Here is a 14,657-nt window from a genome sequence, read left to right as displayed (position 1 = left end):
CATTTATTTATGTAACTATACGACGCAAAGAATTATAATATGCGTGCAGATGACGTGGTGGACTGCCATGTGCTGGTGATCGGCAGCGGTGGTGCGGGAGTACGGGCGGCGATCGAGGCTGCACCGTACGGTGACACCGTGCTTGTTTCGAAAACCATCGCGGGAAAGGGAGGATGCACCACCATGGCCGAAGGAGGCTACAACGCGGTGCTGCGCGAGGAGGACTCCTGCGAGATCCACTACGAGGATACGCTCAGGGGAGGGGCCTACCTCAATGACCCGGAGCTCGTAAAGATTCTCGTGAAGGAATCCCCGCTGCGCATGGACGACCTCATCCGGTGGGGGGCGGTTTTTGACTTCACGGAAAATAACGAGGTCGCCCAGCGCCCGTTCGGTGGCCAGCGGTTCCCCCGGACCTGCTACGCCGGCGACAGGACCGGTCACGAGATGATGACGACACTGGTCGAGCAGCTCGATGCTGCGGAGGTCCCAAAACTGGAAGAGGTGACCGTGATCGATCTCCTTAAAGATGGCGACCGGGTCGCAGGAGCGATGGCACTGGACGAGAACGGTGCGCTGGTGGTTCTCAAAGCCGACAGCACGATCCTTGCAACCGGCGGTGGGACACGGGTGTATGATGTCTCGACCAATTCATCGAGCGGGACCGGGGACGGGTTTGCGATGGCGTACCGGGCGGGGGCAGAACTCATCGACATGGAGATGATCCAGTTCCATCCGACCGGTGCGGTGTACCCGTACGATGCCCGGGGCAGGCTCATCACCGAAGCGGTCCGGGGTGAGGGGGGCATCCTTGTAAACCGGCTCGGCGAACGGTTCATGAAAAGATACGACCCCGACCGGATGGAGCTCTCGACCCGGGACGTGGTCGCCCGGGCGATTGCAACCGAGATCGCAAACGGCCGGGGCACGGAACGCGGCGGGGTCTGGCTCGATGTGACCCACCTGCCAAAAGAGCAGATTGAGACCCGGCTGCCGGTGATGCTCGAACAGTTCCTCAAGTTTGGCGTGGACATCCGGACCGAGCCCATGGAGGTTGCCCCGACCGCCCACCACATTATGGGCGGACTAAAGATCACGCCAGAATGCCGGACAACGCTCTCGGGACTCTTTGCCTGCGGCGAATCGGCCGGGGGCGTGCAGGGCGCGAACCGTCTTGGCGGGAATGCCCTTGCCGACACGCAGGTCTTCGGGAAACGCGCCGGGGAATCTGCAGCCCGAACGGAAAAGCGGGTAAAGAAGATCGACCCGGCGCAGATCGCAGGAGCAGAAAAGCGTCTCGACCGGTTCCTTTCCGGCACGGAAAACCCGGCCATGGCCCGGGATGAACTCCAGCATGCGATGTGGAAGGGTGCCGGGATATTCCGGGACGAGGCTGGGCTCAAAAATGCGCTGGCAACTGCAGACCGGCTCATGCAGGCGCCGCTCAAAGCCGTGTCGCAAAAGAACCTTGCGGACTGCTGTATCGTGGAGAATATGTGCCTGACGGCCTCGCTCATCTGCCGTTCGGCCCTGATCCGGCCCGAATCCCGGGGCGCCCACATGCGGATCGACATTGTGCAGGAATGGGACGCGGCGCATTCGCCCTACGGCCACACGTACATCTCGAAAAACCGCGAGGGGATCGAGGGGCGGAAGGTGGCGGCATGAAGGAACTGCACGTAACGATCCAGCGGTTTGACCCGAAAAAGGACAAAGCACCCCGGCCAGAATCCTACACGGTCAGCGTACATGAAGGCGCCCGGGTCCTCCACATCCTGCATGCGATCCACGACACCATCGATCCCACGCTCGCGTACCGGTACTGCTGCGGCTCCGGGCAGTGCGGAAGCTGCGCCGTGCGGGTGAACGGGGAACCGGTGCTTGCCTGCATGGAGGAGGCAAAAGACGGTATCACGATTGCGCCGCTGAACCTGCCGGTCAGGCAGGACCTCATCGTTGATCTTCTCCCGAAGATCCAGCAGATCGCTTCGCTGAAACCGGCCGCAGCCGGGAGGGAAATACGCCTCCCTGCCAAGGCTGAGATCGATGAAATAAAACCGCTCAGGGACTGTATCGAATGCATGGCATGCGTCTCGGTCTGCCCCGCGATGGACGTAACAAAATTTCTCGGGCCCACCGCGATGAGGCAGGAGATGCGCCTTGCCCTCGACCCGCGGGACACCGGGTGCCGGGTGCCGGATGCGGTGCGGGACGGCCTGTTCACCTGCACGAGCTGCCAGGCCTGCTGGAAGGTCTGCCCCAAGAATATCCAGATCCCGGGAAAAGCGATCGAAAAACTCCGGGCGCTCGCAAACAAGGAGGGGTTCGCGCTCCCCCGTCATCTTCAAGTCGCAGCCCTTATCAAAGAGACCGGCCGCAGCGTTGTCCGGACCGCACCGTCTTTCATGGAGCAGGTAGGCACGATTATCGAACCGTACGGGCCGGTGAAAGCCACCGTGGGATTCTTTGTCGGCTGCATGTACAACCTGCGCCAGCAGCAGTCTGCACTCGACGCGATCGAGGTACTCAAAAGAAACGGCATCCGCGTGATCATCCCCCGCGAACAGATCTGCTGTGGTTCACCCTTAATCCGTACCGGCCAGCTGGATTATATCGATACGCTCAGGAAACGCAACATCGATGCGTTCCAGACCCGGGGGATCGACACCGTGATGACGATGTGTGCCGGGTGCGGCTCGACGCTCAAGCACGATTATGTCACCCCGTTCAGGGTCATGGATATTAACGAGGTGCTCACGAAATACGGGATCGAGCCCCCGGCCCGGCTCCCGGTGAAAGCGACCTACCATGACCCCTGCCACCTGATGCGGGGCCAGGACATCAAAGACGAGCCCCGGCAGCTGATCCGGCAGGTAGTCGATCTTGTCGAGATGCCGGCCATCTGCTGCGGGTCCGGCGGCGGGGTGAAGTCCGGCCTTCCCGAAGAAGCGGCAGCCCTCGGGGAGAAGCGACGCGAAGAGATCAGAAAGACCGGTGCGGATGTCGTGATCACCTCCTGCCCGTTCTGCGAGTTCCATATCGCGAGCCATTCGGACAAGCCGGTGAAAAACATCATGACGGTTTTGCTCGAAGGGTACCGGGAGAAGGACCGGCAGGCAGAGAAGAAGAAAACAGAATAACGGTGTTATTCAGTAACCTGAGTCTAAACCACCACCCCACAATCCTACCCCCCTCTCACCAAATCCGGACCCAATCTGGTCTCTGATTTCCCGTTTCCAGACCCCGGATCCCATCTCCACAGGAACCGATGTCCACGCCCCGGGAAAATCCTGATTTAATCGCTTATTTTTAAAAAAGCCCCGGTTTAAAGGCCACTTAAACCTGCACAATAGCGGGCTTCTGTTGGCAGGGTTTTTGGGATCGACCATTTGGTCATCTGATAGGGAGATCGACCGCCCGGAGGCCGCTATGAGCGTTTTTTAATTTTACGTCGGAGAAACCGATCCCTAGGGGAGTGGATCGACGGTGGCTCGCAGGAATAAGACGCTCTTCTTGGGCTTTCGCCCCCGCCGCGTAAGGTTTCTGATATTTTTTAAAAGGGGCTTGTCATTGCAGTACCATATCTGAGTATCCTGCGGGTAGGCTATGACGTACCGGAAACGGCACCAGTCTCCTCTATCAGATCGGCAATCTTCGGTTCAATTGCCGGAAGATTCTCATTGATGACATTCCAGACAATCTGCCAGTTGATCTCGAAATACCGGTGGATCACCTTGTCTCTCATGCCGGCAATCTCCCGCCATTCAATTTCGGGATGACGCTCTTTGAGCGGTGCGGAGAGGTTCTTTACGGCTTCACCAATCACCTCGACTGCCCGGATTACCGCATGGGCATAATATTCGTCGCTTAAGAGGTCCTCATACTTCCGACCGGTGCTAATTGTGGTAAGAAAAACGATCTCCCGGTGAATGTGGATAAGAAGAATCCTGTCATCCTTCAATCCAGATCACATCCCGCTCGATATAAGGCCGGATCAGATCCGAGAGCGAATCTTCCGTGAGGAGATCCACATTGCGCTTAAACAGCGCTTCAAGATAATCCGAGAGGCAAATGAAGTTATGGAGCGTAGCACATCCCGGTGCAAAGCAAACGAGTACATCGACATCACTTCTGGCTGTCTGCTCTCCCCGGGCAAACGAGCCGAACATGCCGAGTTTTGTCACGCCGAATTTTTGGCGGATGGCCGGGGCTGCTGCTGCGAGTCTCTTTACGGCACGACTCGTTCCTGCACGGTTTCTTTTTTGTTGCGATACGGGCTGCCCGGTCATTCGCACTCCCTTCCTTAACCCTCTGCGGATCTTCTGTGATTGAGTAGTTGTTGGGCAACCGGTCAACATAAGGGTATGGATGGCACCAGGGGAGAAGCTAACGGGGAAGGGATCCCGAAATGCCGGATCCCTTGTGACATGAAGTATTCCGGGCCCGTTTTGGATTCCGATCACCCTCATTTTCCGGCCGGGAGACACTAATTCCCCAAAAACAGGCACTAATTCGGGATCAAAAGGGCATTCTCACGTCGGAGATGTGAGGCACTAAATAGCAGCCTTCCAGCGGCCGTTTCTTATTAAAAGGTGCCGGTTGGATGTGGATTCGCCAGAGCGAAGATATGAGGCCGCAAAAGGTATCCGGGAGATTTCATAACGGAGAATTTTGTTTGAACCAGGGCAGTCCCCAGATTACTGCTCCCTGAAAACCTACGGTGCCCGACCAGGGAATGCCGGGAAACGGGGGCTCTAAAGGGTCCGGATTAAGCAGTCCGGTGGATTTTGGGGGACGAAATCGCGAAAAAGGGGGCCTATTGTTTTGCAAAAACCCCGAAATATCGTCAGTTTGATGGATTGATCGGGTTGGCGGGCGTAAAAAAGAGACCAAACAGGCCCAAATGGCGGGGCGATCTTTTTCCTGATGGGCTGGAGGACGTGGAAACGGGAAAAGGGCCCCGGACTCATGAAATATGCAGGATCACCAAGACCGGTGCCGGGGGGCAGTCTCCGTCGGAGAATCGATCCTCCTCCCACCCTGCCGGTGCGGCGATACGCGAAAAAGTGTACAAAACGGGTGCAGTTTTGCACAAAATTTTGGGATTCGGTCGTATTGTCCCCAGATTGCCATATTTACGGGTAAAACGTGCTCCGATTAAACGCTAATGTACGCTTTTGGGAGGCGGATCTCCCTCCGGATCGGACTCTGGCACAGGGAAATGAAAAGAAGGGGGGGTTTTGAGATCGTTCCCGGGATACCTCATTTGGTATGATTTTTACTTTCACGGTGCGTGAAGTAATATTAAAGGTTAAGGATAGCCACAAAAAATTATTCATCATAGTATAATCTGCTGCGAATGATCCGACCACATCATCATAGAAGAATGAATCATGTACTACGCCCACTCAACCAAAAACCCGGATAAATCCAACTGGCAAAACCTCCGGGATCATCTGATTAATGTCGGGCACTTGTCCCGGACTTTTGCGGATGATTTTTCTGCCGGCGACCTTGCATATGCCAGCGGGCTCCTTCACGATCTTGGAAAATATTCCCGTGAATTCCAGAAACGTCTCGAAGGAGAGAAGATCTCCGTTGATCACTCAACAGGCGGAGCGATTGAGGGAACCCGGCTGTTCAAAAATGACCAGTACCCTGCAGGGTTGATGTTTGCCTACCTTGTTGCCGGTCATCACGGGGGTCTTTTGAATTACGGGAGCGCTGAAGGAGGACTTTGCGAACGATTGCAGAAGGTGAAAATTCCGGATTATTCTGCGTACCACACGGAGATTTCGATTGACACGCAGGCAATCGGGCCTTTCAGGTTACACCCATTTCCGCATAAAACCGGCTTTTGTGTTTCATTCTTTACGCGGATGCTTTACTCCTGCCTTGTGGATGCAGATTCACTCGACACAGAAAAATTCTGTTCTCCTGGAAAATCTTCATCCCGTGGGAATTACGAATCGTTTGCGATCCTGAACAGGAAATTCGAAGCCCACATGCAGGAAATACGTTCCGATGCGAAAGATACACTCATCAACCGCGAACGGCAGGAAATTTTTGAGCAATGCGTCAATGCCGGCTCGCTGCCACCCGGTATTTTCAGCCTGACCGTCCCGACCGGCGGAGGAAAAACACTTTCCTCAATGGCCTTTGCGCTTGAACATATCAGGACCCATGACCTGAAACGGATCTTCTATATTATCCCGTATACCAGCATCATCGAACAGAACGCGGAAGTGTTCCGGAACATTTTTGGGAGCCGGAATGTGCTGGAGCATCACAGCAATTTTGATCCGGCAACCGTGAAGCATGGGAATGATGATCCTGTATGCGAGTCACTCATGCTCTCAACTGAAAACTGGGACATGCCTATCGTTGTCACTACCAATGTCCAGTTCTTTGAATCGCTCTTTTCCAACCGACGCTCCCGCTGCCGCAAACTGCACAATCTCGCAAAGAGCGTCATCATCCTTGACGAGGCGCAGATGCTCCCCACCGGGTACCTGCTTCCCTGTCTTGCGGCATTGTCGGAACTTGTACGCAACTTTGGCGCAACGGTCGTGATTTGTACCGCGACACAACCGCGACTGGGGGATCTGCTCGATGAAAAAGCCCGGCCCCGGGAGATCATGCAATCGCCGGATCGATTGTATAAAACTTTCAAGCGGGTGAACGTGACGAATCTTGGCCCGCTCAGCGATGCGGAACTTTCTACCCGGCTGACCGGTCACCGGCAGGTTCTCTGTATTGTGAATACCCGAAACCATGCAAAGAAACTGTACGATGCGATCAAAGACTCCGAAAATTGCTATCATCTCAGTGCCCGTATGTGCCCGGTTCATCGCAGGAAAAAGATCGCAGAGATCAAGACCCGGCTTCGCGAGGGGAAGGACTGCCGGGTCATCTCAACGCAGCTGATCGAGGCCGGTGTCGATATCGATTTCCCGGTTGTGTACCGGACCATGACCGGTATCGATTCGGTTGCACAGGCTGCCGGCAGGTGCAACCGTGAAGGGAAATTGCCATGTGGGGAGGTTTTCATTTTCAGGTCTAATGACGATGATGCCATATCTGAAACCTCTTGGCAAAGACGAATTGCATCAATTGGAGAAAAAACGATAAAAAAATTTGAAGATGATGATATTCTTTCCCTAGATTCTGTTGAATATTACTTTAAAGAACTATATTTCTATGAGGGCGAAGGTCTTGATAAAGAGGGCATCCTAAAAATGATTGAGAAACGATCGAAAAACTACAAATTTCCTTTTGAGGATATATCTGCTGCGTTTAAACTGATTGAAGATGGAACGAAAGAGCTTATCATTCCATATGATGATGAAGCCAAATCAGCAATTACTAATCTACGTCAAGGAAAAGATCTTTGGCAGAATATCCGGAAAATTCAAGGGTATACAATTAGCATCTTTCCGATAGAATTCAACGAGTTGGAGAGATTACACTTAGTTGATTTTGTTGAAGATCGTTTCCACATTCTGAATGACAAAAAATGGTATGATATGAATGTTGGATTATTAAATGCAAAAGATAATCGGATGGAAATGCCATTCTTAAATTACTGAAGGAGGTGATGGATATCGGATATGGTATTATCCTTAAAGTTTGGGGAGATTATGCTTGCTTTACGCGACCGGAATTAAAATCAGAAAGGGTCAGTTATGATGTGATGACTCCATCGTCCGCAAGGGGGATTCTTGAAGCGATCTATTGGAAACCGGAAATAGTTTGGATTATCGATAAGATTCACGTTATGAATCCGATAAAATTTGATAACATTCGAAGAAATGAACGCCCGGGAAAAATCCCAAAAGATAAGATAAAAAAAGCGATGAACGGTGAAGAAGTTATGCTTTCCCAAGACCCCGATAAGGAAGCTGTTCAACGAGCATCGATAATTCTTCGTGATATCTGCTATTACATCGAAGCACATTTTGAGCTGACAAATAAGGCCGGTCGAGAGGAAACTGTGGAGAAACATTATAATATCGCACTTAGAAGGATGCGAAAAGGTCAATTTTTTCATCAACCCTATTTCGGATGTAGGGAGTTCCCGGCGAATTTTGAATTAATTGATGGAGAGGTTCCCAAATCACAATACCATGGATTGAAGGAAGGAACCAAAGATTTCGGGGTGATGCTTTGGGACTTGGATTTTACGAATACCGATAATATTCGTGCAGTTTTCTTCAGAGCCAAGATGATCGATGGTGTGATCGATATTAACAAATGCAAACAAGAGGGTTCGTTCTCATGATCCTCCAAGCGTTATGTCGTTATTACGATATATTAAGTGATAATAATCCTGATCTTCCGCGACCCGGGTACAGCAGCGTGCCGATATCATTCGTTCTGGAAATTTCTGACGAAGGATCGCTCGAAGGAATTATAGACCAAAGAACTGGGGGGAAAAAACCAAAACCGATTTCAATGAATGTTCCCTTCAAGCAATCCCGTTCATCGGATAAAACTCCTTTCTTCCTACGTGATAATCTGAAGTACGTTTTCGGAATAGAGAAAACACAAGAAACCGACAAACAACAGAAAGAGGATATAGTATCGAAATATAGGGTGACCAAAAATTCGAAGGCATGTTTCGAGGCTTTTAAAAAATTTCATCATGACCTTTTTAACGACAACAGTATGCCTGAAATCATCAGTTTCTTAAAATTTCTCGACAATTGGAGACCCGAATCCTTTCACGATAATCCTCTAGTGATTAGAAATCTTGAACTATTCGATAACAATACCAATTTTGTTTTTAGAATAGGAGAGGGATATCTCCATGAAAAACCATTTTCACAAAACGTCTGGATGAATTATTTCAATGAAAGTTCGGAAGAAAATCAAATCTATGGACAATGTCTTGTTACCGGTAAAATTGAAAGTATCGCTCGGAGACATAACCCGATCAATGTGGATCCAAAAGTCAAAGCACCTCTTGTAAGTTTCAACGACCCGGCATTCTGTTCGTACGGAAGGGAACAGGGAGAGAACGCCCCGGTAGGAAAAAACTCAATGGTAAAATATACGATAGCCCTCAATTATCTCTTGAGACCGAAAAGCGAGAACAAAATTCAAATCGGTGATACAGTAATTGTCTTTTGGGCCGAAACGAAAGAAAATATCGGAAGTCTCGTAACGGGATTGATCAATAATAATTCTGCTACAGAAGAAGATTTTGATACGGAACAGCTGATTAATGATATCCTCATCAAGGTGAAGACGGGCCAGAATTTGAAGGATAAATTTGACCTAGAAAAAACAAATTTTTTTATAATCGGCCTTTCTTCCAATAAAGGAAGAAATATCGTTCAATTTTGGTATCAGGATACATTTGGGAATTTTATTACCCACATCGCCAGACATCATCTCGATATGGAAATTGGCAATCGGGGCCCAAGGAACATCTCATTTTTCAGGTTGTTATTAGCGACTCTCCCCCACCAAAAAGGAAATAAATCCCGGACAAAAAAAGGGGACAATCAAGATTCGGGTTTTTCAGAATCACAACTTAAAAAGATCCCCCCATTGCTTGAAGATACTCTCATCAGAGCGATCCTCACCAATCGACAGTACCCAATTCAAATGTATACTTCGATTATGAAGCGTGTGAAAATTCCTCGGATCGATGATGAAAAATCTTTGAGTCGCCCGGATTACGTTCAGGCAGGATTCATCAAAGCCTACCTGTTGAGAATGAGCCGAGCCGGCTTGACTAACTTGAAAGAGGATTTGATTACCGTGAGTCTTAACGAAGAAAGTACTAATATACCGTATCGTCTTGGAAGATTATTCGCAGTCATGGAATTTGCACAGATTACAGCACATAAAGATCCAGATAATCCTAAGTCTGGGATAAAGAGAACAATTCGAGATAGTTATTTTGCGAGTGCATCATCATCGCCTGCAATTGTTTTCCCAATTTTAATGAAACTCAATCAACATCATTTGTCGAAAATAAAATCCGAAAAACCCAAATTAGAGACATATTTCTCAAAATTAAACAGTGAAATTATTTCATCAGTTGATAAGGTTCCACCATATCTCAATCTTGAGGATCAAGGTATGTTCATGTTGGGATATTATCATCAGCGGCACTTCAGGAAAAGTGAGGAAACCGATCAAAATTCAAAGGAGGAAAAACCATGAGTGAAATAAAAAACCGTTATGAGTTTGTATTATTGTTCGATGTCGAAAACGGAAACCCGAACGGAGATCCCGATATGGGAAATATGCCACGAATTGATCCCCAGACAGGATATGGAATCGTAACTGATGTCTGTCTTAAGCGGAAGATTCGCGATTATGTTGATCTGGTGAAACAGGGCGCAGATGGATATGATATATATGTCCGTTCTGGATCTGTTCTTGACAATCAAAATAAGAAGGCATATACAGCAGTTAAGGTTAAGGATACAAAAAATCCGAAAAAGGAAGAAGCTTTGGAATTGATCCAATTCATGTGTAAAAACTTTTTTGATGTTCGTACCTTCGGTGCTGTAATGGTTGGAAAGGAAGCGAATTTCGGTCAAGTACGGGGTCCAGTACAGCTAAATTTCGCTCGGAGTCAGGATCCGATCTTTCAGCAGGAGGTCACGATCACACGCTGTGCGGTAACCAATGAAAAGGAAACTGATACTAAAAATCAGACAATGGGGAAGAAACAGATCGTACCGTATGGTCTCTATCGTGCCGAGGGCTATATTTCTGCTAATTTGGCAAAAATTGACAAAGGTAAAAAAACAGTAGGTACCGGCTTCTCCGAAGAAGATCTTGCCCTTCTCTGGGAGAGCCTCGTAAACATGTTCGAGCACGACCATTCCGCTGCGAGAGGGAAAATGTCCGCAAGGAAACTGATCGTCTTCAAGCATGACAGCGAACTCGGGTGCTGCCAGTCGCATATCCTGTTCGACAAGATCAAAGTCGAACGGTTATCAAAAGATCTTCCGCCGCGTTCGTTTGCGGATTACAAAGTCACGGTAGCAAAAGATGTTCCCAAGGGAGTCGAGGTTGTCGAAAAGTTATGAGTGGACCCCGATATACCGATGACGAGCTGCTCTCGTTATCCGGTATCCAGCATTTTTGTTTCTGCAGGCGGCAGTGGGCGCTGATCCATGTCGAACAGCAGTGGCAGGAAAATCTCCGCACACAGGAGGGGCATTTCGTTCATGAGCGGGTCGATGATCCGTTCTTCAACGAGTCACGGGGAGATGTTGTTATCTCCCGTGCATATCCTCTTGTCTCGTACACGCTCGGACTTACCGGTATTGCGGATGTGATCGAGTACACCCGATCTGATCACGGAATCCCGATTCCCGATCATGAAGGGCTGTGGCTGATGAAACCCGTGGAGTACAAACGGGGAAAACCGAAGATCGATGAGCGTGACGAGGTCCAGCTCTGTGCACAGGTCATGTGCCTTGAAGAGATGTTTGGCATCCGGATTGACTCAGCCGATTTCTATTACAATGAGATCCGCAGGAGACAACACCTTGCCATCACGGATGATCTGCGCAGCACGGTACGATCGCTTGCCGATGAAATGCATACGATTTTCCGGAATGGGATTACGCCGGAAGCGGAAGCCGGAAAGAACTGTGCCCTCTGCTCCCTTGTCGATATCTGTGTTCCGAAACTGACAAAGAAGAAAAGTCCGGTACGGAATTATATCGGGAGACATATCCGGGAGGCGTGTGCTCTTGACCTGTGAGTGCCTGCCTATTGCAGTAGGAATTCGATGCCATCAAGGGGTGTGGATGCAATGAGAAAACTGCTCAACACCCTCTATGTCACGACCCCGGAATCCTTCCTGCACCGCGACGGTGAGAATGTTATCGTGAAAGTCGGCAGCGATGAGCGTTTCCGGATCCCCATCCATAACATCGAAGGAATTGTCTGTTTTGGCTACATGGGAGCGAGCCCTCAGCTGATGCAGTTGTGCACGGACAATAATGTCGGGCTTTCGTTTCTCACACCCTATGGAAAATTTATGGGCCGGGTGAATGGCCGCGTACGGGGAAATGTTCTGCTCAGGCGTACCCAGTACCGTATTGCTGATGACACCGGGGCATCACTGGATATCGCCAGATGTTTCATCACTGCGAAGATCGTCAATTGCCGGACGGTTCTTGGGAGAAGCATCCGGGATCATGGCGATACAATCCGGTGCGAATCTATCAGGAATGCAGATTATCTCCTGATAGAGAACCTGTCGAAGATTGAGGAGTGCCCCAATGCCGATGCGTTGCGGGGCATCGAAGGGAACTGCGCGAAATTTTATTTCGATGTAATGGACGAACTGATCCTCAAACAGAAAGATACGTTCTTTGTCCGGGAAAGAAACCGACGGCCGCCCCGCGACAATATGAATGCCCTTCTATCATTTCTCTACACGCTCCTTGCCCACGATGTGGAATCGGCACTGGAGACCGTAGGGCTCGATCCGTATGTCGGGTTCTTCCATACCGACCGGCCCGGAAGGGCAAGCCTTGCGCTGGACATGATGGAGGAATTCCGGCCGTTTCTTGCGGATCGTCTCGCGCTGAGCATGGTGAATCTCCAGCAGGTATGCGGGGAGGATTTCCTGCACAAAGAGGGTGGGGGAATCATCCTGACCGACAAGGGACGCAAGGTCGTGCTGGGTGCGTGGCAGAAGAGGAAGCAGGACGAGATCACGCATCCGTACCTCAACGAGAAGATTGAGATCGGTCTTTTGCCGTATGTCCAAGCCCTCCTGATGGCCCGGTTCCTGCGCGGGGATATCGATGGCTATCCTCCATTCTTCATGAACTGAGGTGTCGATAATGATGGTTCTTGTCACCTATGATGTAAACACGGAAACTCCGGAGGGCCGGCGAAGGCTCCGACAGGTTGCGCGGGAGTGCGTGAACTATGGGCAGCGGGTACAGAATTCCGTCTTCGAGTGTCTTGTCGATCCCACCCAGTTTGCAAAGCTTAAACATTCCCTGAACGAGATTATGGATAAGGACCGGGACAGCATCCGGTTTTATTATCTGGGGTCCAACTGGCAGAACCGGGTTGAACATCTAGGAAATGAGACCGGGTATGATCCCGAAGGGCTGCTGGTAACATGATGGATGCGAACCGGAAGCGGCCATGGTTCTCCCTGAAGGTTCGCGGAGATTTTTTGAATCTTTTATTTAACACTTTTCCGGGATCGCCCGAATTTATCGTGAATGATTGTGATACAGAAGACATGCCAAATCCGGCAGAGAGGTTGAAATTTCTAAAATTCTGAACCCGGTTTCTCAAATAAAAAACAATTATCTGTTTATTCCTGCATATACATAATCAGATAATTTGCGGTCGTACCCCGTGCGGGTACGTGGATTGAAATTTACATCATCGGCGAACATCTCCATGATATCGTGTCGTACCCCGTGCGGGTACGTGGATTGAAATAATATCGATCTGCGAGATCAGATCGGTCGTGGACGTCGTACCCCGTGCGGGTACGTGGATTGAAATATATGGGTTGCTATCACCGGGCGGTCTTACGGCGTCGTACCCCGTGCGGGTACGTGGATTGAAATTCAGATGGATCCTCAGGAAGATCAAGAAAATTAGGTCGTACCCCGTGCGGGTACGTGGATTGAAATGTACAGGCCGCGGCCGGTGTGACAGTGGACCCGTGTCGTACCCCGTGCGGGTACGTGGATTGAAATATGATCCTCTCCTCTATGCGCGTGAAAACGGGCGTCGTACCCCGTGCGGGTACGTGGATTGAAATCGAACGACCGCACCGAGAGGACGACGTAGGAGAGTCGTACCCCGTGCGGGTACGTGGATTGAAATTCCATATAGACCGGCGCAGGAGTTGGAATCTGCGTCGTACCCCGTGCGGGTACGTGGATTGAAATTTCCACCTTGGAAACTCGTTCATGGCTCCCTGGGTCGTACCCCGTGCGGGTACGTGGATTGAAATTTCCGGCATCTCATCCTCCAGAAGCACGGCAGGAGTCGTACCCCGTGCGGGTACGTGGATTGAAATTGGCCGGAGATCACGATACATGCGCTGGAAAAGGGGGTCGTACCCCGTGCGGGTACGTGGATTGAAATTTGGCGAGTCCCTCCAAACCACCCTGGGCCTGGAGTCGTACCCCGTGCGGGTACGTGGATTGAAATAAGCGTGCGGGCAAAAGAGCCTGGTTTTCAGTGAAGGCGAACCCCGTGCGGGTACGTGGATTGAAATAAATTGTAACCATTGGTCTGGTTGGCATTTTTGGTCGTACCCCGTGCGGGTCGCACATCGCCTTCCCGGTGCGGCGCAGCTTCTGGTATTGGATCAGCCCCCTGATCGTCGGCGTGGGCGGATACGCCTGGGCCTATTTCAATCCCGACGGCTTGGCGATCGGCTTCCCCAACGGCACGCTGGGCGCGCTGGCCCGGCCCACGCCGCTTGCCTACGCCGCCGCGGGACCGGCCGGTGCGATCTTCGGGTTCTGGGTCGCCTACCGCTGGCACGTCGAGTTGGGCGGTGGGAAGGAATGACAAGGTGCCAGGGTGATAGGGTGAGAAAGTGCGAAGGTGTGAAAGTTTGAACGTGAAATGGGGTGTTACTCCGCCAGCAATTTTGTCAGAAGCGGCGCGCGAAGCCGAGCCAGTTCGCG

At 50.8% G+C, this 14,657-nt stretch carries 12 protein-coding genes and 1 CRISPR repeat array; of the genes, 10 read left to right on the top strand and 2 right to left on the bottom strand.

Features of this window, described 5'->3' with window-relative positions:
- Positions 1 to 39 precede the first annotated feature (39 nt).
- Together tfrA and tfrB are read left to right on the top strand one after the other, a co-directional pair.
- Positions 40 to 1,668, top strand: coding sequence for a fumarate reductase (CoM/CoB) subunit TfrA (gene tfrA, locus ACLQMU_RS06565; RefSeq protein WP_422149069.1), 1,629 nt, complete (start codon positions 40 to 42; stop codon positions 1,666 to 1,668).
- On the top strand, positions 1,665 to 3,140 hold the full coding sequence (gene tfrB / locus ACLQMU_RS06560) for a fumarate reductase (CoM/CoB) subunit TfrB (protein ID WP_443673622.1): 1,476 nt from the start codon (positions 1,665 to 1,667) through the stop codon (positions 3,138 to 3,140). Before tfrA ends, tfrB begins: the two co-directional genes overlap by 4 nt.
- A 464-nt stretch (positions 3,141 to 3,604) precedes the next feature.
- Here the strand turns inward: tfrB and ACLQMU_RS06555 are convergent, their stop codons facing one another.
- Positions 3,605 to 3,961: a HepT-like ribonuclease domain-containing protein gene (locus ACLQMU_RS06555; RefSeq protein WP_422149067.1), complete on the bottom strand. Its 357-nt coding sequence runs from the start codon at positions 3,959 to 3,961 to the stop codon at positions 3,605 to 3,607.
- The gene (locus ACLQMU_RS06550) at positions 3,951 to 4,289 is read right to left on the bottom strand and encodes a nucleotidyltransferase family protein (RefSeq protein WP_422149066.1); all 339 of its coding nucleotides are present in this window, start codon (positions 4,287 to 4,289) and stop codon (positions 3,951 to 3,953) included. Before ACLQMU_RS06550 ends, ACLQMU_RS06555 begins: the two co-directional genes overlap by 11 nt.
- A gap of 1,104 nt (positions 4,290 to 5,393) precedes the next feature.
- Between ACLQMU_RS06550 and cas3 the strand changes: the two genes are divergently transcribed.
- The 8 genes from cas3 (at position 5,394) to ACLQMU_RS06510 (ending at position 14,538) form a co-directional block, all read left to right on the top strand.
- Positions 5,394 to 7,589, top strand: coding sequence for a CRISPR-associated helicase Cas3' (gene cas3 / locus ACLQMU_RS06545; protein WP_422149065.1), 2,196 nt, complete (start codon positions 5,394 to 5,396; stop codon positions 7,587 to 7,589).
- Between the two features lie 8 nt (positions 7,590 to 7,597).
- A complete protein-coding gene (gene cas5c, locus ACLQMU_RS06540; protein WP_422149064.1) occupies positions 7,598 to 8,281 on the top strand; it encodes a type I-C CRISPR-associated protein Cas5c in 684 nt (227 codons plus the stop codon).
- Complete coding sequence (cas8c, locus tag ACLQMU_RS06535; protein WP_422149063.1) at positions 8,278 to 10,176, top strand: type I-C CRISPR-associated protein Cas8c/Csd1; 1,899 nt, start codon at positions 8,278 to 8,280, stop codon at positions 10,174 to 10,176. Before cas5c ends, cas8c begins: the two co-directional genes overlap by 4 nt.
- Entirely contained in the window at positions 10,173 to 11,054 is an 882-nt protein-coding gene (gene cas7c / locus ACLQMU_RS06530) for a type I-C CRISPR-associated protein Cas7/Csd2 (RefSeq protein ID WP_422149062.1), read from the top strand. Before cas8c ends, cas7c begins: the two co-directional genes overlap by 4 nt.
- The gene (cas4, locus tag ACLQMU_RS06525) at positions 11,051 to 11,737 is read left to right on the top strand and encodes a CRISPR-associated protein Cas4 (protein ID WP_422149061.1); all 687 of its coding nucleotides are present in this window, start codon (positions 11,051 to 11,053) and stop codon (positions 11,735 to 11,737) included. Before cas7c ends, cas4 begins: the two co-directional genes overlap by 4 nt.
- A 51-nt stretch (positions 11,738 to 11,788) precedes the next feature.
- Positions 11,789 to 12,820, top strand: coding sequence for a type I-C CRISPR-associated endonuclease Cas1c (gene cas1c, locus ACLQMU_RS06520; protein ID WP_422149060.1), 1,032 nt, complete (start codon positions 11,789 to 11,791; stop codon positions 12,818 to 12,820).
- Positions 12,821 to 12,830: 10 nt separating this feature from the next.
- The gene (gene cas2, locus ACLQMU_RS06515; protein ID WP_422149059.1) at positions 12,831 to 13,121 is read left to right on the top strand and encodes a CRISPR-associated endonuclease Cas2; all 291 of its coding nucleotides are present in this window, start codon (positions 12,831 to 12,833) and stop codon (positions 13,119 to 13,121) included.
- 231 nt (positions 13,122 to 13,352) lie between these two features.
- Positions 13,353 to 14,239: direct repeats of the CRISPR family, unit length 32 nt; unit sequence GTCGTACCCCGTGCGGGTACGTGGATTGAAAT.
- A 68-nt stretch (positions 14,240 to 14,307) separates the two neighbouring features.
- Complete coding sequence (locus ACLQMU_RS06510) at positions 14,308 to 14,538, top strand: hypothetical protein (RefSeq protein WP_443673621.1); 231 nt, start codon at positions 14,308 to 14,310, stop codon at positions 14,536 to 14,538.
- The last annotated feature ends 119 nt before the right edge of the window (positions 14,539 to 14,657 follow it).

The organism is Methanoregula sp. (assembly GCF_052325125.1).
Taxonomy (GTDB): domain Archaea; phylum Halobacteriota; class Methanomicrobia; order Methanomicrobiales; family Methanospirillaceae; genus Methanoregula.
This window is presented reverse-complemented; position numbering and strand designations above follow the sequence as displayed.

Bases quoted from the DNA above. Each gene is read 5' to 3' on its own strand.
- ACLQMU_RS06550 (WP_422149066.1), bottom strand. From the start codon at position 4,289: ATGACCGGGCAGCCCGTATCGCAACAAAAAAGAAACCGTGCAGGAACG.
- cas1c (WP_422149060.1), top strand. From the start codon at position 11,789: ATGAGAAAACTGCTCAACACCCTCTATGTCACGACCCCGGAATCCTTC.
- tfrA (WP_422149069.1), top strand. From the start codon at position 40: ATGCGTGCAGATGACGTGGTGGACTGCCATGTGCTGGTGATCGGCAGC.
- cas7c (WP_422149062.1), top strand. From the start codon at position 10,173: ATGAGTGAAATAAAAAACCGTTATGAGTTTGTATTATTGTTCGATGTC.
- cas5c (WP_422149064.1), top strand. From the start codon at position 7,598: ATGGATATCGGATATGGTATTATCCTTAAAGTTTGGGGAGATTATGCT.
- tfrB (WP_443673622.1), top strand. From the start codon at position 1,665: ATGAAGGAACTGCACGTAACGATCCAGCGGTTTGACCCGAAAAAGGAC.
- cas3 (WP_422149065.1), top strand. From the start codon at position 5,394: ATGTACTACGCCCACTCAACCAAAAACCCGGATAAATCCAACTGGCAA.
- cas2 (WP_422149059.1), top strand. From the start codon at position 12,831: ATGATGGTTCTTGTCACCTATGATGTAAACACGGAAACTCCGGAGGGC.
- cas4 (WP_422149061.1), top strand. From the start codon at position 11,051: ATGAGTGGACCCCGATATACCGATGACGAGCTGCTCTCGTTATCCGGT.
- cas8c (WP_422149063.1), top strand. From the start codon at position 8,278: ATGATCCTCCAAGCGTTATGTCGTTATTACGATATATTAAGTGATAAT.